We start from the raw sequence: 22,777 nt of genomic DNA on the forward strand, positions 1-22,777 counted from the left end.
CTCGGAGGACTCGGTCCGACATCAGTGCGGAGCGACGCGTCATCCACCGTGCGCGGGGCCTGCAGGAGAGGCAGACTGGATCGCATGACTCGCGCTGGACAGCCCGCCGAAGCCTCGGACCTCATCGACATCGATGAGCTGATCGCCGCCTACTACGACGTGAAACCCGACCCGGCCGTTCCTGCGCAGCGAGTCGCGTTCGGCACGAGCGGTCACCGCGGCGCGTCGCTGTCGGCGAGCTTCAACGAGACGCACATCCTCGCCACGACCCAGGCGATCGTCGACTACCGCCGCGCGGAGGGAATCGAGGGGCCGCTGTTCCTCGGTCGCGACACGCACGGCCTGTCGCTTCCGGCCGAGCGCAGCGCGATCGAGGTGCTGGTCGCCAACGGCATCGACGTGCGCGTCGACGCCCGCGACTCGTGGGTGCCGACGCCGGCGCTCAGCCACGCGATCCTGACGTACAACCGAGGGCGGGATGCCGCGGACCCGGGTCGCGCGGACGGCATCGTCGTCACGCCCAGCCACAATCCGCCGAGCGACGGCGGCTTCAAGTACAACCCGCCGAACGGCGGCCCCGCCGACACCGATGCCACCGGCTGGATCGCGAACCGCGCGAACGAGCTGATCGCGGCGGGCCTCGACGGCGTCGCGCGCACGGCGTTCAAGGACCTCGACGCCGAGACGATCGGCGAGTACGACTTCCGCGACGCGTACGTGCGCGATCTCGCGAATGTGATCGACGTCGACGCGATCCGCAGCGCAGGCGTGCGCATCGGCGCCGACCCCCTCGGCGGCGCGTCGGTCGAGTACTGGGCGCTCATCGCCGAGGTGTTCGGCCTCGACCTCACCGTGGTGAACCCCGACGTCGACCCGACGTGGAAGTTCATGACGCTCGACTGGGACGAGAAGATCCGCATGGACCCGTCGTCGCCGTCGGCGATGGCCTCGCTCGTCGCTCGCCGCGACGAGTACGACATCCTCACCGGCAACGACGCCGATGCCGATCGCCACGGCATCGTGACGCCCGACGGCGGGCTCATGAACCCCAATCACTACCTCGCGGTCGCGATCGACTACCTGTTCTCGCACCGCGAGGGATGGCCGACGGATGCCGCGGTCGGCAAGACGCTCGTGAGCTCGATGATCATCGACCGCGTGGCCGAGCGGCTCGGCAGGCCGCTGCTGGAGGTGCCGGTCGGGTTCAAGTGGTTCGTGCCGGGGATGCTCGACGGCTCCGTCGCGTTCGGCGGGGAGGAGTCGGCGGGAGCGTCGTTCCTGCGCAAGGACGGCTCGGTGTGGACGACCGACAAGGACGGCATCCTGCTGTGCCTGCTGGCCGCCGAGATCCTCGCGGTGACCGGCAAGACGCCGTCTCAGCGGTACGCCGAGCTCGAGGCGGAGTTCGGCGCGTCGGCGTACCAGCGCGTCGACGCCCCGGCCACGCCCGAGCAGAAGGCGGCGCTCGGAAGGCTTGCGCCCGAGTCGGTCACCGCGACCGAGCTCGCCGGCGAGCCGATCACCGCGAAGCTCTCGCACGCGCCCGGCAACGGCGCCGCGATCGGCGGTGTCAAGGTGCAGACCGAGCACGCCTGGTTCGCCGCGCGCCCCTCGGGCACCGAGGACGTCTACAAGCTCTACGCCGAGTCGCTGCGCGGCCCCGAGCATCTCGCACAGGTGCAGAAGGAGGCGCGCGCCGTGGTGTCGGAGGCCCTCGGGGCGGCGTGACAGCGAACGGCCGCTCGGACCCTGACGCCGGCGGCCATGTGCGACGGTTCGCCGCGCGAGGTTCGGGGAAGCGTTTTCCATCCGATTCGGGCACAATGGGGCGCATGGCCGAACTCGCGCTCCGCATCGACGACAAGGGGGTGACCGTCACCACCGGCGGTGTCGACATCGTCCGGTACGCGTTCGCACCCGGAGGCGCGGCATCCGAAGGACCCAAACCCTTCCTGCACCCCCTTCGCACGCTCGACGGCGCACCGCTGACGGCGTTCCGCCCGTGGGACCACCGCTGGCACAAGGGGCTCCAGATGACGTGGACCCACGTGTCGGGCGAGAACTTCTGGGGCGGGCCGACCTTCCACCGCGACACCGGGTACCGTCAGCTCGACAACGTGGGCATCATCCGCCACGAGCGGTTCACTGACGTGCAGGATGCCGGGGCCGAGGTCTCGTTCACCGAAGAGCTCATATGGGTCACGCGGGCCGGAGAGGAGTGGATCGCCGAGACCCGCACCCACCGCTTCCACGGCGTCGATCCCGACCGCGGGCTGTGGGCACTGGACTTCGCGACGACCCTCCGCAGCATCGCGGACCGCGAGCTCGCGCTCGGAAGCCCGACGACGCAAGGGCGCCCGGACGCCGGCTACACGGGATTCGTGATCCGGATGCCGCGCGCGTGGACCGGCGGACGCGTGCTGTCGGGCGACCTCGAGGGCGCCGACGCGATCATGGGCACTGAGACACCGTGGGTGGCCGTGTCGGGTGAGCACGACGAGGTGGACGGCGGCGGCACGGTGCTCGTGTTCGCCGGCACGTCGAGCGCCGCGCCACCGGTCCGGTGGTTCGTGCGCACCGAGCCGTTCCCGATCGTCGCGCCCTCCCCCTCGTTCGACGAGCACATCGTGCTGGCGCCGGGCGACGAGCTCTCCCTGCGCCATCGGCACGTGTTCGGCGATCGCGTATGGTCGCCCGACGAGACGCGGGCGCTCGCCGAGGAGCTCGCACCGTGAGCGCGCTCTTTCCCGGCGCCGTGGCCGTCAGCAGCCTGCGCGTCTACGACTGGGAGGCCGAGGACGGTCTGCGCGGCGGATCGCCGCACCTGCACACCGCCTCGAGCGAGGGGTACGTCGTCACCGCCGGGTCGGGCGAGGTGCACACGGTCTCGGCCGCGGGGCGAGACATCCGCCGTCTGGAACCAGGTGAGGTCGTGTCGTTCTCGCCCGGCACGGTGCACCGGCTGGTCAACCACGGCGGTCTCGAGCTGATCGTCGTGATGCAGAACGCGGGACTGCCCGAGGCGGGTGACGCCGTGCTGACATTCCCCGCCGACGTGCTCGACGATCCGGAGGCGTACGCCCGCGCGGCGACGCTGCCCGACGGGACCGAGGACGAGCGGGCCGGCGCCGCGCGCGCCCGCCGCGACCTCGCGCTGCGCGGGTACCTCGAGCTGCTCCACGATCTCGAGGCCCGTGGCCTGCCCGCGCTCGCCGAGCTGCACGCGCGGGCCGCACGCCTGGTGCAGCCGAGGGTCGCGCGGTGGCAGAAGCTGTGGGAGTCCACGGTCGCCGCCGAGGCCGCACGCACGCGCGACCAGCTCGAGAGGCTGGCCGACGGGAAGCCGGGACTCCTGACCGACGCGGCGGTCGAACGCGGCGAGCGCCGAGACGCCCCACGCGCCTTCGGCATGTGCGGCCGGCTGCAGACGTGGGACTGACCGACCTGAGCCGCGCTGATCGGATCGGCGCGATGACGTGTAGCCTCAGCACCACAGGGTCACCGCGGCTCTCGAAGGAGCCAGTCCCATGGGTGACAAGTCCACGCGCAGAGAAGGCGGCAAGACCGCGCCGTCCAAGACGCTGAAAGAGAAGCGCCTCGCGAAGGCCGACAAGAAGGCCGCCAACAGTCGCGCGGCCGACAGCGACGCCATCACGAACATCAAGAAGCGCTGACCTCCGCCGCCGGCGGGCGCGGCGAAAGCTCGCACCGCCGGGACGGCGGGGTCTGCGGAACCGTTTCGAACGCGCAGCGTCGGCGAGCAGGAAAACGCCTACCATGATCGGGACGGGTGCCTTCGACGACGGCGGCACCGTGAAGCCGTCAGAGACGAGGCCGCCATGAAGCGAGTCGGCATCCGGGATGTCGCGCAGCACGCCGGCGTGTCGATCAGCACGGTCTCGAACGCGCTCAACCGGCCCCACATGGTCAGCGACCGGCTCGTCGAGCGCGTGCGATCCGCCGCCGACCAGCTCGGCTACGTGCCGCTGCAGGCGGCGCAGCAGCTGCGCGCCGGCCGCAGCGGCCTGCTCGGCATGACCGTGATCAACATCGCCAACCCGTTCTTCGCCGACATGGTCGCCGGCGCCGAGGACGCCGCATCGGCGGCGGGACTGCGCGTGCTCGTGGGCAACTCGAGCGATGACATCACGAAGGAGCGCGACCATCTCGAGCTCTTCGAGCGCGTCCAGGTCGAGGGCGCGCTGGTGAGCCCGTTCGGCCCGCTCGAGCCGTGGCTGGAGCGCCTGCGCGGCCGCGGCATCCCCGTGGTGCTCGTCGACGCGGTCGACGAGCGCGGCGAGCTCGCGTCGGTGTCGTTCGACGACGTCGCCGGCGGGCGACTCGCCGCCGAGCACTTGCTCGCGACCGGGCGCCGGCGCCTCGCGTTCGTCGGCGCGCGCCAGGAGGTGCGCCAGGTTCGGGAGCGACTCGAGGGGGTTCGCCTGGCGGTCGCGGCGCATCCGGAGGCGACGCTCGAGCTGGTCTGGACGGAGCGCACCACCTCGGCCGTCGGCGGGTTCTTCGGCGAGCAGCTCGCACGGCGCGATCCCGCCGACCGGCCGGACGGGCTCGTGGCATCGAACGACCACCTCGCGATCGGACTCGTGCACGGCCTGGTCTCGCGCGGAATCCGCGTGCCCGAGGAGGTCGCGGTCGTGGGCTACGACGACATCGAGTTCGCCGCGATCTCGGCCGTGCCGCTGACCTCGGTGCGTCAGCCGGCGCGCGAGATGGGTCGCACCGCGGCCGAGATGCTGCTGGCTCGCATCGGCGGTACGGCCGGCCCTGAGCTCGCGAACGTCGTATACAGGCCCGAGCTGATCGTCCGCGGATCGACGGTCGCCGGCGCGCTGAGCTGAAGCCGCGAGCCGGCCGGTCACCGCGCCCGAGGCATCCGTCTGTAGCATGTCGGCATCATGCAGAAAACGCTTACCGGGACGATCCGCATCGCCCAAAACCCGCGGCCGGTCCGCTCGGTGCTGCGACTGCTCGCTCAGCGGCCGGGCCGGCTGGCGATCTCGCTCGTGGCGTTCGCGCTGAAGGAGATCCCGCTGTGGTTCCTGCCGGTGGTGACGGCCGAGGTCATCGACCTCGTCGCGACCGGCGGCGAGGTGTCGAGCGTGCTGTTCTGGTTCGGCATCTCCGCCGTGCTGCTGCTGCAGAACTACCCGATGCACCTCGTGTACACACGCAACTTCATGACCGTCGTGCGCGACACGGGCGCCGAGCTGCGCAACGCGCTCGCGGCGCGGCTGCAGAGCCTGAGCATCGGCTACCACTCGCGCGTGAGCTCTTCGATCGTGCAGACCAAGGTCGTGCGCGACGTCGAGAACGTCGAGATCATGCTGCAGCAGGTCACTCACCCGCTGCTGTCGTCCACCATGGTGCTCATCGGGGCCATCGCGATGACCGCGATCGCGGTGCCCGAGTTCCTTCCGGTGTACGCGCTGGCGGTGCCGATCGCACTCGGCCTGCGGTGGGCGCTGGGGCGGCGCTCGCGCGTGCGTAACGAGGTGTTCCGCCGCGAGGTCGAGGGGTTCGCCGCACGCGTCGGCGAGATGGCGTCGCTGATCCCGGTGACCCGCGCGCACGGACTCGAGCAGACCGCGGTGTCACGGGTTTCGGCAGGCGCCGACGGCGTCCGCCGCGCCGGCCTGCACCTCGACATGCTCAACGGCCACGTCGCGTCGATCTCGTGGGTCACGATGCAGCTCTTGGGAGTCGGATGCCTCGTGCTCGCGGCCGTCTTCGCGCTCACCGGCATCCTGCCCATCACTCCGGGCGAGGTCGTGCTGCTGTCGACCTACTTCGCGCTGCTGACACAGGGCCTCACCCAGCTGCTGATGCTGATCCCGGTCGGCGCGCGCGGCATGGAGTCGATGCGGTCCATCTCGGAGGTGCTGCAGGAACCCGACCTCGAGCAGAACGAGGGCAAAGCCGCTGTCGGGCAGGTCGACGGGCACATCGAGCTGCAGCACGTGTCGCACCGCTACGACGGTGCCGACCGGGATGCCGTGCACGACGTCTCGCTCGACATCCCGGCCGGCGAGACCGTGGCCTTCGTGGGCTCATCGGGCTCGGGCAAGTCGACGATGCTCAACCTCGTGCTCGGCTTCGTGCGCCCGACGTCGGGACGCATCCTGCTCGACGGCCGCGACACCCAGGAGCTCGACCTGCGCACGGTGCGCCGTTTCGTGTCGGTGGTGCCGCAGGAGTCGGTGCTGTTCGAAGGCGCGATCCGCGAGAACATCGCGTACGGGCTCGACGATGTGCCGGAGGCGCGGCTGCGGCAGGCGCTGCGCGACGCGAACGCCGCGGAGTTCGTCGACACGCTGCCGGACGGCTGGGACACCGTCGTCGGCGAGCGCGGCGCGCGCCTGTCAGGCGGGCAGCGGCAGCGCCTCGCGATCGCTCGCGCGCTCGTGCGGGACCCGCGCATCCTGCTCCTCGACGAGGCGACCTCGGCCCTCGACCCCGAGTCGGAGGAGCTCGTCAAGGAGGCCCTCGACCGCCTGATGACCGGCCGCACCACTCTGGTCGTGGCGCACCGGCTGTCGACGATCCGGCGGGCCGACCGCATCGTCGTGCTCGAGCAGGGCCGTGTCGTGGAACAGGGACCGCACGACGACCTGCTCACGCGCGGCGGCCGCTACGCCCACCTCCACGCGACCCAGGCCGGGACGTCGGACTGAGCCGCGCAGCGGATGGCACCGCGGGATAGCGCTTTCCGCCATGATGTCCTAGGGTCGACGGTGGATGCTGCGGGCCTGTGCGTTCGCCAGGACATGCGAAGGAGCCTGACCCATGATCGAGACACTGCGCTGCGCGATCGTGGGCACGGGTGCCATCGCCCACGCCCATGCCCACGCGATCGCGGCGTACCCGCACGCGCAGCTCATCGCGGTCACCGACCTGTCGCGTGAGTCCGCGACGGCGTTCGCCGGGAGGTTCGGCGCGCCCGCGGTGTACGACGACCTCGACACCCTCCTCGCGTCGGAGCAGCCCGACGTCGTGCACGTATGCACCCCGCCGGCGGCGCACCGCGACCAGTCCGTCGCCGCATCCCACGCGGGCGCCGACGTGATCGTCGAGAAGCCGCCGGCACCGAGCCTCGAAGAGCTCGACGACATGCGCACCGCCGCCGCCGCGGCCGGCCGCGAGCTCGTCGTGGTGTTCCAGCAGCGCACCGGCACGGCCGCGGCGCACGTCAAGCGGCTGCTCGACGAGGGGGCGTTCGGCCGGACTCTCATCGCGCAGTGCCAGACGCTGTGGTACCGCGACGCGTCGTACTTCGCGGTGCCGTGGCGGGGCAAGTGGGAGACCGAGGGCGGCGGGCCGACCCTCGGGCACGCGATCCATCAGATCGATCTGCTCGCGTTCCTGCTCGGCGACTGGGAGAGCGTGCAGGCCCGCCTGTGGCGCCTCGATCGCGAGACGCAGACGGAGGATGCCTCGACCGCGACCCTGACGTTCGCGAACGGCGCGATCGCGTCGGTGGTCACCAGCGCGGTGTCGCCGCGCGAGACGAGCTCGATCCGCATCGACACCCAGCGCGCGACGATCACGGTCGACCACCTCTACGGTCACGGTCACGAGAACTGGCGGATCACCCCTGCCCCCGGCTTCGACGCCGAGGCCGCCGCGTGGTCGCTTCCCGAAGCCGAGGAGGCGAGCAGTCATGAAGTGCTGATCCGCGAGGTGTTCGACGCGCTGCGCTCGGGCGGCGCACTCCCCGCGGTCGCCGCCGACCCGGCGCGCTCGTTCGAGCTCGTGGCGGCGATCTACGCGTCGGCCGCCGAGGACGGCGCGGTGATCACGCCCGATCGGCTCGCGACGCATCCGACGCACCGCCGCGGCTTCGCGAGCCCTGTGACCGACCGCAGGTGAGCGAGGACCCTTCGACTGCACCGCGCGCGGCCTGTCACGAAGTGCCGGCCCGGGCGACAGCTCGCGACAGCTGAGCGTGCGGGGAACGGCGCCGTGACGCCGGCGGCCGGCATCCGTCGTCCCAAGCTGTGCGCGCCCCACAGGAGAATCGGCTCTCCGCAGGACGCTCCACCCAGATCCGTCCTGTCGAGGCTCGGTTGACCTGTCGGCGTTGCACGAGCGATGCTGCGCACCGCCGTCGCGCGTTGCTGAATCGTTCAAATCGGGCGGGAATCGCCCTTGCGAAACGTTTTTCGCTGAGGTACCGTAGCGGGCAAGCGCTTTCCAGCATCTCTTCGGGAGCGCGCCCGACAAACCGCACCAACGGACGACGAATGTCTTGCGGCGAGCACGAACGCAGATGTTCACAGAGAGGACAAGGATGTTCAGCAAGAAGCGGGTCACCGCCGCAGCCGCGATCGCGGCCGGCGCCGCCCTGGTTCTGGCCGGCTGCGCCGGTGGAAGCGGCGACGCCCCCGACAGCGAGCCGACGTTCAACCCCGACGAGGAGGTCACGCTCGACCTCGCCTTCTGGGGCAACGACGTGCGTGCCGAGCTCTACAACGAGGTCATCGCCGCGTTCAACGAGGAGTACCCGAACATCACGGTGAACTCCAGCTTCCTGGCCTTCCCCGAGTTCTGGGAGAAGCGCCAGACGGAGGCGGCCGGCGGTAACCTCCCCGACGTCATGCAGTTCGACTACTCATACCTGCGCCAGTACTCGCAGAACGGGCTCCTCCTCGACCTCGACCCGTACATCGGCGGCATCATCGAGTCCGACCCGCTGCCGCAGAACATCCTCGACATCGGCGTCGTGAACGACACGACCTACGCGATCCCGACGTCGACGAACGCGTGGGGCATGTACACGAACCCGGTCCTGCTCGAGCAGGCGGGCGTCGAGGACTTCCCGGGCGGCACGTGGGAGGACTACACCGACTGGATGGGCGAGGTCACCGACGCGTCCGGCGGTGCGTTCTGGGGTGGCAGCGACTACACCGGCCGTATCCAGAACTTCGAGCTGCAGCTGCGTGCCGAGGGCTCGTACCTGTTCAGCGACGAAGGCGAGCCCGGCTTCGACGAGGAGCGCCTCGCGGAGTTCTGGGAGTCCGGCCAGCCGGCCCGCGACGGCATCGTCGTGCCGCAGCAGAGCGTCGAGGAGGTCGCGCCGCTGAGCCCGTTCGACAGCGCGCTCACCGCGAGCGAGCTGACGTGGGACAACTTCGGCTCGGGCTACCTCGGCAACCTGGGCGCGGAGTACACCGAGCTCGGGCTCGTCGCTCCCCCGATCACCGAGGAGGGCGCGAAGGACCTGTACCTCAAGCCGTCGATGCTCCACGCGATCTCGGCGAACACCGATCACCCGGAGGCCGCAGCGACGCTGGTGAACTTCCTCATCAACTCGCCGCAGTCCGGTGAGATCTTCGGCACCAACCGCGGCATCCCGGCCTCGGAGACCGCCCTCGAGGCGGCCGAGCTCGATCCGCTCAGCCAGCAGATCGCTGACTACGAGGCATCCATCGCCGACCGTTTGGGCGACGCCCCGCCGGTGCCGATCATCGGCTACGGCACGCTCGAGGAGAAGTTCCGCCAGCTCGGCACGGAGCTGAACTTCGGCACCGTCACGGTCGAAGACGCGGTCACGCAGTTCTTCGCCGAGATGGACGTCGTGCTGAGCCAGTGAGTCCTTCCGGGTCCGGGCTGCGTCCAGCGCGCCCGGGCCCGGAGCCCCACTCGAAGAACCCGCATCGGAGAACCCCGTGAGCACCACCGCGACCCGAGTCATCGTGACCGGCGACGAGTCGTCACGCCGGCCCCTGTCACGCAGGCGTCGCCCGGAGCACCTGGACCGGCCCGGACAGCGAACGCGGCAGCGCCGTGAGACCCTGACGGGCTACGGCTTCCTGATCCCGTGGCTGATCGGCTTCTTCGGTCTCACCCTGGTGCCGATGGTGTACTCGCTGTACCTGTCGTTCACCAGCTACAACATCTTCTCGCCGCCGAAGTGGATCGGGCTGGACAACTACGTCCGCATGTTCACCACGGACCCGGCGTTCATCCAGTCGGCCCAGATCACCCTGATCTACGTGCTGGTCGGCACGCCGATCACGCTCGCCGCCGCACTCGGCGTCGCGATGCTGCTGAACTACCGCGACCGCGGCGCCGGCTTCTTCCGCTCGGCGTTCTACGCACCGTCGCTGATCGGCGGCTCGGTCAGCGTCGCGATCGTGTGGCGCGCGATGTTCTCGGGCGACGGTCCCGTCGACAGCGCCCTCAGCTTCTTCGGCATCGACCTCGGCGGCTGGATCGGCAACCCGGCACTGGTGCTGCCGATGATGATCCTGCTCGCGGTGTGGCAGTTCGGCGCCACCATGGTCATCTTCCTCGCCGGGCTCAAGCAGATCCCGAAGGAGCTGTACGAGGCTGCGGAGATGGACGGCGCCGGGCCCTGGCACCGGTTCCGCGCCGTCACCCTGCCCATGCTCAGCCCGGTGATCTTCTTCAACCTGCTGCTGGGCCTGATCGGCGCGTTCCAGGTGTTCGCGTCGGCGTACATCATCTCCAACGGCACCGGCGGTCCCGCCGGAATGACGAACTTCATCACCCTGTACCTCTACAAGCGCGGCTTCTCCGACGGTCAGATGGGCTACGCCGCCGCGATCGCGTGGGTGCTGCTGATCGTCGTCGCCATCATCGCCGTGATCCTGTTCCGCACCCAGCGCTCCTGGGTCCACTACGCCGGAGACAACCGATGAGCACCACATCCTCGTTCGGCGAGAACGCCCTCCTGATCACCGAGAACCAGACCGATCCCGACTCGAAGACGGCCGGCCCGCGCCGCAGGATCAAGCGCCGCACCTGGCAGACCGTGATCTGGTTCACGGTGCTGCTCGCCCTCGCCGCGGTCGTGCTCTACCCGCTGGTGTGGCTGCTCTTCTCGACCTTCAAGCCCAACGCCGAGTTCGGCCAGAACCAGGGCCTGATCCCGCAGGCCCCCACCTTCGACAACTACGTCAAGGTCATGGAGGGCATCGCGGGCGTGCCGATGTGGCAGTTCTTCCTGAACTCCCTCATCATCGCCGTCGGCTCTGTGATCGGCACCGTGGTCTCGTCAGCCCTCGCCGCGTACGCGTTCGCCCGCATCCAGTTCAAAGGCCTCGGCATCCTCTTCGCGGCGATGATCGGCACGCTGCTGCTGCCGTTCCACGTCGTGATCATCCCGCAGTACATCATCTTCAACAATCTCGACCTGGTCGACACGTTCTGGCCGATCCTGCTGCCGAAGTTCCTCGCCACCGAGGCGTTCTTCGTCTTCCTGCTGGTGCAGTTCATCCGCCAGATGCCGCGCGACATGGACGAAGCGGCCCGCATCGACGGCGCCGGCCACGTCCGCATCTTCTGGTCGATCATCCTGCCGCTGATCAGGCCGGCGCTGATCACGTGCTCGATCTTCGCGTTCATCTGGGCCTGGAACGACTTCCTGGGGCCCCTGCTGTACCTGACCAGCCCTGAGAACTACCCCCTTCCCATCGCGCTCCGCCTCTACAACGACGCCTCGTCCGGCGGCGCCGACTACGGCGCCACCGTCACCGCATCATTCATCGCCCTCCTCCCCGTGCTGCTGTTCTTCCTCGTCTTCCAGCGCTTCCTCGTGGACGGCGTCGCCACCCAGGGCCTGAAGGGCTGACGGATGCCGCAGACCATGGATCGCCGCCGGCTCCGGGCCGCGCGCCGCGCGGACGCGTCGGGCAGCGGACCCACGCTCGACGACCGCGAGCCGTCCCGCTTCCCCGGCGCGAAGGGAGCCTTCGCCCTCTTCGGCGAGGTGCTGCTGACCGGAATGCTCGTCGCGGCCGGCGGCCTCGCGGTCGTCACGCTGCCCGCGGCCCTGGCCGCCGGCATCCGTCATCTGCGCCGCTACGTCGACGCGGAGGCCTCGCACGCCCGCACCTTCTGGCAGGACTACCGCCGGGCGCTGCCGGGCGGGCTCGTCGTCGGAGCGGTGGGCGTGACGCTCGCCCTGGTGCTGTTGCTCGACATCGACCTCGCCGGCTCCGGCGCGCTGCCGGGCGGCCCTGCGATCGCCGTCGTCGGCTGGGCCGGTCTCGTCGGGGGCGCCGTCGCGCTGCTCACGGCCGCGGGCTCGTGGACGCCCGAGCTCGGCTGGCACACCGCGATCCGTGGCATCCCGTCGACCCTCATCGCCGACCCGATCGGCGCCGCCTACCTCGCCGCCGCCGCGGTGCTCGCGGGCGTCGTGACGTGGATGCTGATCCCGCTGATCATCGCGGGGCTCGGCTGCGCCGCCTTCGCGGTCGTCGCCGTGCCCGCCCGCCGCGGCCGGCGCTGAACCGACCGACCCTCAGAACAGGAGCTGCTCGACGTGCTGTACGGCGCCGACTACAACCCCGACCAGTGGCCGGAGGAGGTGTGGGATGACGACGTCCGCCTCATGCAGGAGGCAGGCGTCAACATCGTGAGCCTCGGCATCTTCGCGTGGTCGCGCATCCAGCCCGCCGAGGACGTGTGGGACTTCGGTTGGCTCGACACCGTCATCGGCAAGCTCCATGCGGGCGGCATCGCGGTGAACCTCGCCACCGCGACCGCCTCGCCGCCGCCGTGGGTGAGCGCGCGCTACCCCGAGACTCTGCCCGCCGACGAGGCGGGCGCCTCGTACTGGCCGGGCAGCCGCCAGCACTTCGCACCCTCGTCGCCGACGTACCGGCGGCTCGCCGGAGAGCTCGTGCGGCGGCTCGCCGAGCGCTACGCACGGCACCCGGCGGTGGTCATGTGGCACGTCGGCAACGAGTTCGGTTGCCACCTGCCGATGGACTTCTCCGACGCCGCGCGCGACGCCTACCGCGTGTGGCTGCGCGACAAGTACGCGACGATCGACGCCCTCAACGACGCGTGGGGCACGAGCTTCTGGTCGCAGCGGTACGGCGCGTTCGACGAGATCTTCCCGCCGCGCCTGGCTCCCTACAGCCACAACCCGTCGTCGATGCTCGACTACCGCCGGTTCACCTCCGACATGCTGCTCGAGTGCTACCTGATGGAGCGGTCGATCCTGCACGAAGCGGGGGCAACTCAGCCCATCACGACGAACTTCATGGGTCCGTTCAAACCCGCGGACTACCGCCGCTGGGCTCCGTACATGGACGTCATCGCCGACGACTGCTACCCCGATCCGGCGAATCCGAACCGCGTGCGCGACGCCGCGTTCCAGCGCGACCTGGTCCGCTCGCTCAAGCCCGGGGTGCCGTGGCTGCTGTGGGAGCAGGCGACGGATGCCGTCAACTGGCGTCCGTCGAACCCGGGCAAGCGCCCCGGCGCGCTGATGGCCGAGACGGCGCAGTCGATCGCGCGCGGCGCCGACGGCATCATGTTCTTCCAGTGGCGGCAGTCCCGCGCGGGCAGCGAGAAGTTCCACTCCGCGATGCTGCCGCACGCAGGAACCGAGACCCGGGTCTGGAATGCCGTGACCGAGCTCGGCGCGCGCCTGGCGGCGCTGCCCGATCTGCCAGCACCCGGGCGCGACGCGCAGGTCGCCCTGGTGTTCGACTGGGAGAGCTGGTGGGCGGTCGAGGAGCGCGACCACCCCACCGAGGTCGACTACCTCGCGCTGGTGCTCGAGTGGTACGGCGCGCTCCACGCCCGCGGCATCCAGGTCGACATCGTCGCTCCCGAAGAGGTCGACCGCGGGTACGACCTCGTCGTCGCCCCCGTGCTGTACCTGCTGCGCGAGGAGGGGGCGGTCGTGCTCGAGCGCTTCGTCGCGGCCGGCGGGACGCTCCTCACCGGCCCCTTCACCGACATCGTCGACGAGCACGACCAGTTCCGTGAGGGCGGGTTCCTGACGCAGCTGAGCACCGTGCTGGGGCTCCGGTACGAGGACTTCGGCGCCCTCGGCGGGGCGAGCACAGGCGGCACCGGCGTCGGCTCCCTCCTCCCCCCATCGGCACCGACCACGCGTGCGGCGACCGCCGGCGGCACGGTCGCGTTCCGCCTCGGGGACGCCGCGTACGCGGGGCGACTCTTCGCCGAGCGCGTGCACGCGGCGGGGGCCGACGTGGTCGCGGCGTTCGACGACGGGCTCATGGCCGGGTCCCCCGCGCTCACGCGCCACCGGCACGGTGCCGGCGAGGCGTGGTACGTCGCGACGCAGCCTCGGGCCGACGGACTCGACGCCATCGTCGCGGCCGTGGCCGAGGCATCCGGTGTCCACCCCGTGGTGGCGAACCTGCCCGCCGGGGTGGAGGCGGCGCGCCGCGGCGATCTGGTCACGCTCATCAATCACGGTGACGAGACCGTCGAGGTCACGTTCGCGGGGACGGATGCCGAGACCGGTGCCGTCGTCAGCCATGTGGTTCTCGACCCGCAGTCCGCCGTGTTCCTCCTCGCGCCCGCTCCCTCCGTGGAGGGAGCCTTGCGCGGTATGGGCGCGCGTGGCACACTACTGGAAAGCGTTTACCCAGCTAGCGACCGCCGGGGACGCGCCAAGGGTTCAGAGAAGAAAGCAGGACCATGACGGACACGACACTCGCTCCGGCGACGGCCGCGGCATCCGCCCATCACGAAGTGCGCGAGATCGGCATCATCATGAACGGCGTCTCGGGCCGGATGGGATACCGCCAGCACCTGGTCCGCTCGATCCTCGCGATCCGCGATCAGGGCGGCATCGAGCTCGCCGACGGCACGAAGGTCACCGTCAAGCCGCTGCTCGTCGGTCGCAGCGAGGCGAAGCTCGCCGACCTCGCCGCCAAGCACGGCATCGAGGAGTACACCACCGACCTCGACGCGGCGCTCGCCGACCCGCGCTGGGAGATCTACGCGGACTTCCTGGTGACGAAGGCCCGCGCATCGGCCCTGCGCAAAGCGATCGCCGCCGGCAAGACGATCTACACCGAGAAGCCCACGGCCGAGACGGTCGACGAGGCGCTCGAGCTCGCGCGCCTGGCGAAGGAGGCCGGCGTCAAGACCGGCGTCGTGCACGACAAGCTCTACCTGCCCGGCCTGCAGAAGCTCAAGCGCCTCATCGATTCCGGTTTCTTCGGCCGCATCCTGTCGGTGCGCGGGGAGTTCGGCTACTGGGTGTTCGAGGGCGACTGGCAGCCCGCGCAGCGCCCCAGCTGGAACTACCGCGCCGAAGACGGCGGCGGCATCATCGTCGACATGTTCCCGCATTGGAACTACGTGCTCGAGAACCTCTTCGGCGACGTCAAGACCGTCTACGCCCAGGCCGCCGTGCACATCACCGATCGCTGGGACGAGAGGGGCGAGCACTACACCGCCACCGCCGAGGACGCCGCATACGGCATCTTCGAGCTCGAGGGCGACATCATCGCGCAGATCAACTCGTCGTGGACGGTGCGCGTGAACCGCGACGAGCTCGTCGAGTTCCACGTCGACGGCACGCATGGCTCGGCCGTCGTGGGCCTGTTCGGCGCGAAGATCCAGCACCGCAACGCCACCCCGAAGCCGGTGTGGAACCCCGACCTCGCCGACGACCACGACTACGACGCCGACTGGGCCGAGGTTCCCACGAACGACGTGTTCCAGAACGGCTTCCGCCAGCAGTGGGAGGAGTTCCTCGCGTCCTACGTGCTCGGCACAGAGTACGAGTTCGACCTGCTCTCGGGCGCGCGCGGCGTGCTGCTCGCCGAGGCCGGCCTGAAGTCGAGCCGCGAGGGCCGCAAGGTCGAGCTGCCGACGCTGTCGCTGGACTGAGCGGGAGTCGACGGATGCCGCAGCTCACCCTCCTCTCGACCGCCGGTGTCACGTCGGCGGTCGAGCTCAACGACTCCCCGGGGTACGCCAGGCCCACCGGTCCGCTGCGCAGCCGCGTGGCCTACGCCGCCGCGCACGTCGTGCCGCAGACCTGGGCCGACAACACGCCCGGCCAGCCCGCCGAGGTGGACTGGGACGCGACGCTCGACTTCCGTCGCGCCGTGTACTCGTGGGGCCTCGGCGTCGCGGACGCCATGGACACCGCGCAGCGCAACATGGGCCTCGACGCCGCAGCCACGCGTGAGCTCATCGCACGCTCGGCACAGGTCGCGCGCGAAGAGGGCGGATCGGTCGTGGTCGGCGTCAACACCGACCACGTCGAGGCAGAGGTCATCTCGATCGACGAGGTGATCGCCGCCTATAGGGAGCAGCTGCACTTCACCGAGGAGCAGGGCGCCGGGCCCGTGCTCATGGCCTCCCGCCACCTCGCGCGCGTGGCGGAGTCCGCCGACGACTACCGGCGCGTCTACCGCGAGGTGCTGGGCTCGGCGACGGTACCCGTCGTGCTGCACTGGCTGGGCACGGCCTTCGATCCGGTGCTCGCCGGGTATTTCGGCAGCGACGACTGGCGCGAGGCATCCGCGGTTCTTCTCGAGATCATCGAAGAGAACGTCGACAAGGTCGCGGGCGTCAAGATGAGTCTGCTGGATGCCGCGTCCGAGGTGTCGGTGCGCGAGCGCCTTCCCGAGGGTGTGCGCATGTTCACCGGCGACGACTTCAACTACGTCGGACTCATCGGCGGTGCGGACGTTCCGCATGCCTCCCAGCCGCAGCGCGACGGGAACAGTCCGCGCCGGCACTCCGACGCTCTGCTCGGAGCCTTCGCCGCGATCACCCCGGTCGCCTCTGCCGCGATCCAGGCGCTCGACGCGGGAGACCCGGCGCGCTACCTCGAGATCCTCGGACCCACCGAGGAGCTCAGCCGCCAGGTCTTCGCCGCGCCGACGTTCTATTACAAGACCGGCGTCGCGTTCCTGTCGTGGCTGAACGGACACCAGCCCGCGTTCCAGATGGTCGGCGGGCTGCACTCCGCGCGGAGCCTGCCGCACCTGTCGCGCATCGTCGAGCTCGCGAACGCCGCGTTCGCGCTCGAGCGCCCCGAGCTCGCGATGACCCGCTGGCACGGCATGCTCCGCCACAACGGCATCGACGTCCCCGGGGTGATCGCATGAGCGCGGCTCCCGGCATCCGTGTCCCGATTTCTCGCCTTCGTGTCCCGAAAAGCCGCACAAGCGACTCGGGGAATGCACGGAATCGGGACATGCTCCACAAGAAGGGCACCGCATGACGTTCTCGTTCGACGGCACCGTCGACCCGCGCCTGTCGATCAACCAGGCGACGATCAAGCACGCCGACCTCGCGACCGCGCTGCGCGTGACCGCCGAAGCCGGCGTGCAGGCGATCGGGCTGTGGCGCGAGCCGGTGCAGGCGGTGGGCCTCGCGACCGCCGCGAACATGCTCGCCGACTCGGGCCTGCGCTTCACGACGCACTGCCGCTCGGGCTTCTTCACGATGCCCGAGGGCCCCGCCCGCCGCGCCTCGATCGACGACAACCGCGTGGCGATCGAGGAGGCCGCGACGCTCGCGGCCGCCGGCGCCGAGGGCTCGACCGCGATCCTCGTGCTCGTCGCGGGCGGACTCCCGGAGGGTTCGCGCGACCTGGTCGGCGCGCGCGAGCGCGTGCGCGACGCGATCGGCGAGCTGGCTCCGGATGCCGCCGCCGCGGGTGTCACGCTCGCCATCGAGCCGCTGCATCCGATGTACGCGTCCGACCGGTGCGTCGTCTCGACGCTCGGGCAGGCCCTCGACATCGCGGCGGACTTCGACCCCGCCGTCGTCGGTGCGACCGTCGACACGTTCCACATCTGGTGGGACCCCGACGTGCTGGCCTCGATCGAGCGCGCCGGCCGCGAGGGTCGCATCGCGACGTACCAGGTGTGCGACTGGAAGACGCCGCTGCCGGCCGACGTGCTCCTCAGCCGCCACTACCCGGGGGATGGGGTCATCGACTTCGCGAGTCTCACCGCCGCCGTCGAGGCCACCGGCTACGGCCGCGACATCGAGGTCGAGATCTTCAACGAGGAGATCTGGGCGACCGACCCGCTCACAGCCGTGCAGCGCACGGCGGCCGGGTTCGCGGCATCCGTCTCACCCCATCTCCGCGCACGCGTCGCGGGCTGACGCACGCCAGACTGTGAGCATGGGGGCGCTCGAAGGCTATGCCGACTGGCCCGCGTTCGTCGCCCGCGCCCCGCGGTGGCCTTCCCCCGACCCGGAGCGACGAGCGCTCGCCGACGTGCTCGGCGTACGGGTGGCCCGCGCGACGGACCTCCGTGTCGAGCGGGAATGGACAGCGGACGGCGTGCACGGCTCAGAGCTGTCGTGGTGGGTGGGCTACGGACCGCGCACGCACGCGTTCCTGCTCCGACCGGACGGGCACGACGGCACGCTCCCGGGCATCCTCGCGCTGCACGCGCACGGCGGCGTGCGGTCGACGGGTGCCGAGCAGCTCGTCGACACCGGTCGCACGCCGCATCCGTCGGCGGTGCGCCTGCGCGAGCGGTTCTACGGCGGCCGCGCCGTCGCGAACGACCTCACACGGGCCGGCTTCGCCGTGCTGGTGCCCGACGCGTTCTCGTGGGCCAGCCGCGCCTTCGACCTGTCGGCCGCGCCCGGGAGCGTCGCCCGCCTGGGCGCGGCGCTCGATGCGCTGCACCGCGAGCGTGGCGAGGTGCTCTCGGACGACGACAGGTTCGACGAGCTGTCGTCGTTGCACGAGCACGTGCTCGCGAAGAGCGCCGGGGTCCTCGGCACCACGTTCGCGGGAGCGGTGACGACCGACGACCTCGCCGCGCTCGACGTTCTCGCCGACCGGCCGGGCGTCGACGCCGCGCGTCTCGGCGCGATCGGGTTCTCGGGCGGCGGAGGCCGCGCGCTCTTCGTCACCGCGCTCGATGAGCGCATCGGCGCGACGGCCGTCGCCGGCATGATGGCGACCTCGGCGTCGCTCGTTCCGGACCACCTCGACACCCACTCGTGGCTGCTGCACAGCCCTGGCCTCGCGGCCCGCTTCGACCTCCCCGAGATCGCGGCGATGGGCCGGCGCGTGCTCGTCCAGTACGGCGAGCACGACGAGCTCTTCCCGCCGGACGGGATGACGGATGCCGATGCCCGCCTCCGCGAGCTGCTCGGGGACCGATACGCCGGCGCGTGGCACGACGCCGGCCACGAGTTCCCGCCCGCGATGCAGGCGGAGGCCGGGGCGTTCCTGGCCGAGGCGCTCGCACCGGGAAATCGTTTGCTCGATGCCGCGGCGCCGACACCGGACACCCTAGACTCTGGCCTGTGAGCGACATCTCCGCACCCGCCCGAGGCGCAGCCACTCTCCACGATGTCGCGCGCGAGGCCGGCGTCTCGCTCGCGACGGCGTCGCGCGTGCTCAACGGCTCGACGCGCAAGGTCGCCGAGAGCTATCGCGAGCGCGTCGAGGCGGCCGCCGAGAAGCTCGGCTACACCGCGAACCTCTCGGCCCAGGCGACGGCCCGCGGAACCTCGGCGATCGTGGCGCTCCTGGTCGCCGACATCGCCGACCCCTACTTCGGCCAGCTCGCCTCGGGGGTCGCCCGCGGCGCCGACGAGGCGGGCCTCGTCGTGACGATCGCGATCACCGAGCGCGATCCGCAGCGCGAGGTCAAGCTCGTCCGCGCACTGCGCGGACAGCGGCCCCGTGGACTCATCCTCGCGGCGTCGCGCGTCGACGGTCCCGACGCGGTGGGTCTGCAGAGCGAGCTCGACGCGTTCTCCGCCATGGGCGGGCGCGTCGTGGTCGTGGGTCCGGGCGGCGGCGCGGCCCGCTCGGTCGCCGTCGACAACCGCGGCGCGTCGACTGCGCTCGGCGCCGAGCTGGCGCGGATCGGGTATCGCGACGCGGTCGTGCTCGCGGCATCCCAGGGCATCCGCACGTCCGACGACCGCCTCGCGGGGTTCACCGAGGGCTTCGGCTCGGGCGGCGGCACGGTGCGCGAGGTGCGTCGCGCCGGGTTCACGCGCGACGCCGGCTATGACGCCGCTCGCGAGCTGCTCGCAGGCGACGTCGCGCCGGGGACCCTGATCTTCGGCGTCAGCGACGTCGTGGCGATCGGCGCCATGTCGGCGATCCGGGATGCCGGACGCCAGGTCGGCGCGGATGTCGCGGTCGCCGGATTCGACGACATCGCCACGGGCCGCGACATCCGTCCCGGTCTCACGACGGTGCGCGTGCCCCTGGAAGAGCTCGGCTACCGCGCCCTGCACGCCGCGACCGATCCGGAGTGGGATGCCGCCGGCCCGCCGCTGACGCTCGAGGTCATCGTGCGCGGCTCCACGCCGCCCCGTGACTGACGGCGCCGGCGCTCAGGGGGCCGGTCGGCTTGTCCTAGGCTCGTCGGGTGCTTCGCGTCGACGATCCGCTGCCACACGCACCCCGCCGCGTGCTGGTCGCCGGCGTCTCCGGGTCGGGCAAGACGACGTTCGCGGCACGCATCGCCCAGGTGACCGGCGGAGCGCACACCGAGATCGACGCGCTCTTCCACGGCCCGGGCTGGACTCCGCGACCGGCGTTCCTCGACGATGTCCGTGAGTTCACGGCGCGCGAGCGGTGGACGACGGAGTGGCAGTACTCGGCCGCCCGCCCGCTTCTTGCGGAGCGTGCGGACCTGCTCGTGTGGCTCGACTTCCCGTTCGCGACCGTCACGCTGCCACGCGTGACAGCGCGCACGCTGCGTCGGCGGGTGCGGCGTGAGCAGCTGTGGAACGGCAACGTCGAACCGCCGTTGCGTTCGTTCTTCACCGACCCCGAGCACATCGTGCGCTGGGCGATCCGCACCCGCGGGAACTATCGCGAGCGCATCCCGCGCCTCGACGCGGAAGCACCGCATCTCACCGTCGTTCGACTGCGCACCCCGCGGGAAGCGGACCGCTGGCTTCGCGGGCCGCTGAGGCGAGCGGTCGATGTGGAGCGCGCGTAACTCAGGAAGCGTTTCCTCCCGACTAGGCTGAACCGACCGGAAGGGAGACACGGATGCCTCGACCGCCCCGACTCGACGGATCGGCGCGCGTCACGATCGCGGATGTCGCGGCTCGCGCCGGCGTCTCGCTCTCGACGGTGTCGCGCGCGCTGAACGGCAACCCCACGGTCGACCCGGCTCTGGTGGCGAAGGTGCAGGATGCCGCAGCCGCCCTCGACTACACCGCGAGCCCCGTCGCCCGCAGTCTCGTACTCGGCCGCACTCAGACGGTCGCGGTCGTCGTGCCCGACCTCGGCAACCCGACCTTCCAGGCGATCCTGCGCGGACTCAGTCGCGCCGCAGCCGCCGACGACTACCACGTGCTCGTGGCGGACTCGGCCGAGTCTGTCGACGAGGAGCGCGTGCTCGCGACCGCGACCCGGCGCCGCACCGACGGGGTGATCCTGTGCGCGCCGCGACTCCCGCAGGATGAACTCGATCGACTCGTCGGCGGCATGCGACCCGTGGTGCTGATCAACCGCACGTCGGGTGACGTGCCGTCGGTGGGCGCCGACTACGGCAGCGCGCTGGCTGCCGAGCTCGAGCACCTTCACACCCTGGGCCACCGGCGAATCGTGTTCCTCGCGGGAGCCCCCGGCAGCGTCGCCAACGCTGCCCGCCTCGAGGCGATCGAGGCGTTCGTCGCGACGCACCCCGACACCGACGTCGCCGAGATCCCCTGCGGCGTGGACTTCGAGGCGGGCGCGGCCACGGCATCCGCGGTCCTCGAATCCGGCGCGACCGCCGCTCTCGCCTTCAACGACCTCGTCGCGATGGGCCTCTTGAGCGCCGTGCAGGCGAGCGGATGCCGCGTCCCCGACGATCTCTCCATCGCCGGGTTCGACGACATCCCGTTCGCGCAGTACACGACGCCGCCGCTGACGACCGCCGCCGTCCCTGCCGCCGACCTCGGCGCCCAGGCGTGGTCGCGCATGCGCGAGCTGCTCGAGGGCGCCGAGCTGGGGCATCCGCTCACCCTCCTCCCCGAGCTGACGATCCGCGGCTCGACCGGCCCCGCCGCCGGCATCTCGGCGGGTGCGCGATGAGCGACGTCCGGCCGCGTGTCATCAGCGTCCGTCACGGTCACGTCGTCGCATCGGGTTCGTGGCTGTACGTGTGGGTCGACGTCGCCGACCGGAGCATCGCCTACGTCGGCGCGACCGGCTTCGACCCCGAGCTGCGGGCCTACGTGCACGTCACGAGCGACGACCCCGGGGTCGGCCGTGTGCGCGCGGGCGTCGCGCGCTTCGACGAGCGGGACTTCGACGTGCTCGCGTTCGCGCTGCCGGCGGACTGTCCGCGTCCGGCCGCGAAGCAGGCATTGGTGACGAGGCTCGCCGAGCTCGAGTGCTTCGAGGCGCCAACCGATGCTGACGTGGAGGCGATGCCCGCCATCGTCGAGCCGATCGTCACCGCCCTGCGGGATCACCTCGCAGCGATGCCCGTCAGCTGAAGACCGGAGCCAGGAAGCGGCGCTCGTAGCGGCGGATGCAGCCGGTCTCGCGGGCGTAGTCGAACATCGCGAGGCATTCCGGATCGGCGAACGACGCCGTGCGATACGCCTCGTACTCGGCGAGCGAGGGGAAGGTGAACAGCGCGAACGCCTCGTCGCTGTCGCCCTCGCTCGGCAGGAAGTATCCGTGGTGGGTGCCGCCGAGCTTGTCGACGAGCCTGATCCACTCGCGCGAGTAGCGCGTGAACTCCTCGAGCTTGTCGGGGTCGATCTCGTAGCGAAGGTGAACCGTGACCTGGGGCATCCCCCGAGTCTGCCGAGCACGAGACGACGGATGCCGTCATCCGGGGCATCCCGTCGGTCATTGGCCGGATCGCGCGCACACGTGGCAGTCCGGGCTCGCCCGCACCCGCGGCCGCGTGTCTTCAGGTGTCAGGACACGCGGCATCCCCGACACGACCCCGCGTGTTGCGCCACCCGAACCAGCACCCCGCGCCCGCCGGAGCCGCGCACGCGCATTCAAGTGTCAGGACACGCGGCATCCCCGACACGACTCCGCGTGTCG

Annotated in this window: 21 protein-coding genes; 20 read left to right on the forward strand and 1 reads right to left on the reverse strand. The window is 71.0% G+C overall.

Translation table 11 applies throughout. The features are described 5' to 3' along the window. Nucleotides 1-84 precede the first annotated feature (84 nt). The 20 genes from pgm to AC3ANN_RS16025 all read left to right on the forward strand — a co-directional run bounded on the left by pgm (nucleotide 85) and on the right by AC3ANN_RS16025 (nucleotide 22,212). Nucleotides 85-1,728 (forward strand): phosphoglucomutase (alpha-D-glucose-1,6-bisphosphate-dependent), encoded by a 1,644-nt coding sequence (gene pgm, locus AC3ANN_RS15930; protein WP_488338362.1) that lies wholly within the window; start codon nucleotides 85-87, stop codon nucleotides 1,726-1,728. 104 nt (nucleotides 1,729-1,832) lie between these two features. Beyond that, a complete protein-coding gene (locus AC3ANN_RS15935; protein ID WP_488338363.1) occupies nucleotides 1,833-2,735 on the forward strand; it encodes a DUF6807 domain-containing protein in 903 nt (300 codons plus the stop codon). Then, on the forward strand, nucleotides 2,732-3,439 hold the full coding sequence (locus tag AC3ANN_RS15940) for a cupin domain-containing protein (RefSeq protein ID WP_488338364.1): 708 nt from the start codon (nucleotides 2,732-2,734) through the stop codon (nucleotides 3,437-3,439). The genes AC3ANN_RS15935 and AC3ANN_RS15940 overlap by 4 nt, the downstream gene beginning before the upstream one ends. Before the next feature lie 88 nt (nucleotides 3,440-3,527). After that, entirely contained in the window at nucleotides 3,528-3,674 is a 147-nt protein-coding gene (locus AC3ANN_RS15945; RefSeq protein ID WP_194410497.1) for a hypothetical protein, read from the forward strand. A 165-nt stretch (nucleotides 3,675-3,839) separates the two neighbouring features. Beyond that, nucleotides 3,840-4,859 carry a LacI family DNA-binding transcriptional regulator gene (locus AC3ANN_RS15950; RefSeq protein ID WP_488338365.1) on the forward strand — a complete coding sequence of 340 codons (1,020 nt, stop codon included), beginning with the start codon at nucleotides 3,840-3,842 and terminating at the stop codon, nucleotides 4,857-4,859. Nucleotides 4,860-4,916: 57 nt separating this feature from the next. Then, nucleotides 4,917-6,692 (forward strand): ABC transporter ATP-binding protein, encoded by a 1,776-nt coding sequence (locus AC3ANN_RS15955; RefSeq protein WP_488338366.1) that lies wholly within the window; start codon nucleotides 4,917-4,919, stop codon nucleotides 6,690-6,692. Nucleotides 6,693-6,804: 112 nt separating this feature from the next. After that, complete coding sequence (locus AC3ANN_RS15960; protein ID WP_488338367.1) at nucleotides 6,805-7,887, forward strand: Gfo/Idh/MocA family protein; 1,083 nt, start codon at nucleotides 6,805-6,807, stop codon at nucleotides 7,885-7,887. 421 nt (nucleotides 7,888-8,308) lie between these two features. Then, entirely contained in the window at nucleotides 8,309-9,610 is a 1,302-nt protein-coding gene (locus AC3ANN_RS15965) for an ABC transporter substrate-binding protein (protein ID WP_488338368.1), read from the forward strand. A gap of 76 nt (nucleotides 9,611-9,686) precedes the next feature. Next, entirely contained in the window at nucleotides 9,687-10,682 is a 996-nt protein-coding gene (locus AC3ANN_RS15970; protein ID WP_488338369.1) for a carbohydrate ABC transporter permease, read from the forward strand. Next, nucleotides 10,679-11,614, forward strand: coding sequence for a carbohydrate ABC transporter permease (locus AC3ANN_RS15975; protein WP_488338370.1), 936 nt, complete (start codon nucleotides 10,679-10,681; stop codon nucleotides 11,612-11,614). Before AC3ANN_RS15970 ends, AC3ANN_RS15975 begins: the two co-directional genes overlap by 4 nt. 3 nt (nucleotides 11,615-11,617) lie before the next feature. Continuing rightward, nucleotides 11,618-12,277 carry a hypothetical protein gene (locus AC3ANN_RS15980; RefSeq protein ID WP_488338371.1) on the forward strand — a complete coding sequence of 220 codons (660 nt, stop codon included), beginning with the start codon at nucleotides 11,618-11,620 and terminating at the stop codon, nucleotides 12,275-12,277. A gap of 33 nt (nucleotides 12,278-12,310) precedes the next feature. Further along, on the forward strand, nucleotides 12,311-14,455 hold the full coding sequence (locus tag AC3ANN_RS15985) for a beta-galactosidase (RefSeq protein ID WP_488338372.1): 2,145 nt from the start codon (nucleotides 12,311-12,313) through the stop codon (nucleotides 14,453-14,455). Continuing rightward, on the forward strand, nucleotides 14,452-15,654 hold the full coding sequence (locus AC3ANN_RS15990) for a Gfo/Idh/MocA family protein (RefSeq protein ID WP_488338373.1): 1,203 nt from the start codon (nucleotides 14,452-14,454) through the stop codon (nucleotides 15,652-15,654). Before AC3ANN_RS15985 ends, AC3ANN_RS15990 begins: the two co-directional genes overlap by 4 nt. 14 nt (nucleotides 15,655-15,668) lie before the next feature. Further along, on the forward strand, nucleotides 15,669-16,886 hold the full coding sequence (locus tag AC3ANN_RS15995; protein WP_488338374.1) for a dihydrodipicolinate synthase family protein: 1,218 nt from the start codon (nucleotides 15,669-15,671) through the stop codon (nucleotides 16,884-16,886). 112 nt (nucleotides 16,887-16,998) lie between these two features. Then, the gene (locus tag AC3ANN_RS16000; RefSeq protein WP_488338375.1) at nucleotides 16,999-17,895 is read left to right on the forward strand and encodes a sugar phosphate isomerase/epimerase family protein; all 897 of its coding nucleotides are present in this window, start codon (nucleotides 16,999-17,001) and stop codon (nucleotides 17,893-17,895) included. Nucleotides 17,896-17,914: 19 nt separating this feature from the next. Beyond that, nucleotides 17,915-19,063 (forward strand): dienelactone hydrolase family protein, encoded by a 1,149-nt coding sequence (locus AC3ANN_RS16005; RefSeq protein ID WP_488338376.1) that lies wholly within the window; start codon nucleotides 17,915-17,917, stop codon nucleotides 19,061-19,063. Next, nucleotides 19,060-20,094, forward strand: a complete 1,035-nt coding sequence (locus AC3ANN_RS16010) for a LacI family DNA-binding transcriptional regulator (protein ID WP_488338377.1) — start codon at nucleotides 19,060-19,062, stop codon at nucleotides 20,092-20,094. The genes AC3ANN_RS16005 and AC3ANN_RS16010 overlap by 4 nt, the downstream gene beginning before the upstream one ends. Nucleotides 20,095-20,141: 47 nt before the next feature. Beyond that, nucleotides 20,142-20,720 (forward strand): P-loop NTPase family protein, encoded by a 579-nt coding sequence (locus AC3ANN_RS16015; RefSeq protein WP_488338378.1) that lies wholly within the window; start codon nucleotides 20,142-20,144, stop codon nucleotides 20,718-20,720. A gap of 53 nt (nucleotides 20,721-20,773) precedes the next feature. Then, the gene (locus tag AC3ANN_RS16020) at nucleotides 20,774-21,805 is read left to right on the forward strand and encodes a LacI family DNA-binding transcriptional regulator (RefSeq protein WP_488338379.1); all 1,032 of its coding nucleotides are present in this window, start codon (nucleotides 20,774-20,776) and stop codon (nucleotides 21,803-21,805) included. Next, nucleotides 21,802-22,212 carry a hypothetical protein gene (locus AC3ANN_RS16025; protein ID WP_488338380.1) on the forward strand — a complete coding sequence of 137 codons (411 nt, stop codon included), beginning with the start codon at nucleotides 21,802-21,804 and terminating at the stop codon, nucleotides 22,210-22,212. The genes AC3ANN_RS16020 and AC3ANN_RS16025 overlap by 4 nt, the downstream gene beginning before the upstream one ends. Here the strand turns inward: AC3ANN_RS16025 and AC3ANN_RS16030 are convergent. Further along, entirely contained in the window at nucleotides 22,205-22,516 is a 312-nt protein-coding gene (locus AC3ANN_RS16030) for an NIPSNAP family protein (RefSeq protein WP_488338381.1), read from the reverse strand. The genes AC3ANN_RS16025 and AC3ANN_RS16030 overlap by 8 nt on opposite strands. Nucleotides 22,517-22,777: the final 261 nt, after the last annotated feature.

This window comes from Microbacterium sp. STRO-2N, assembly GCF_057747775.1.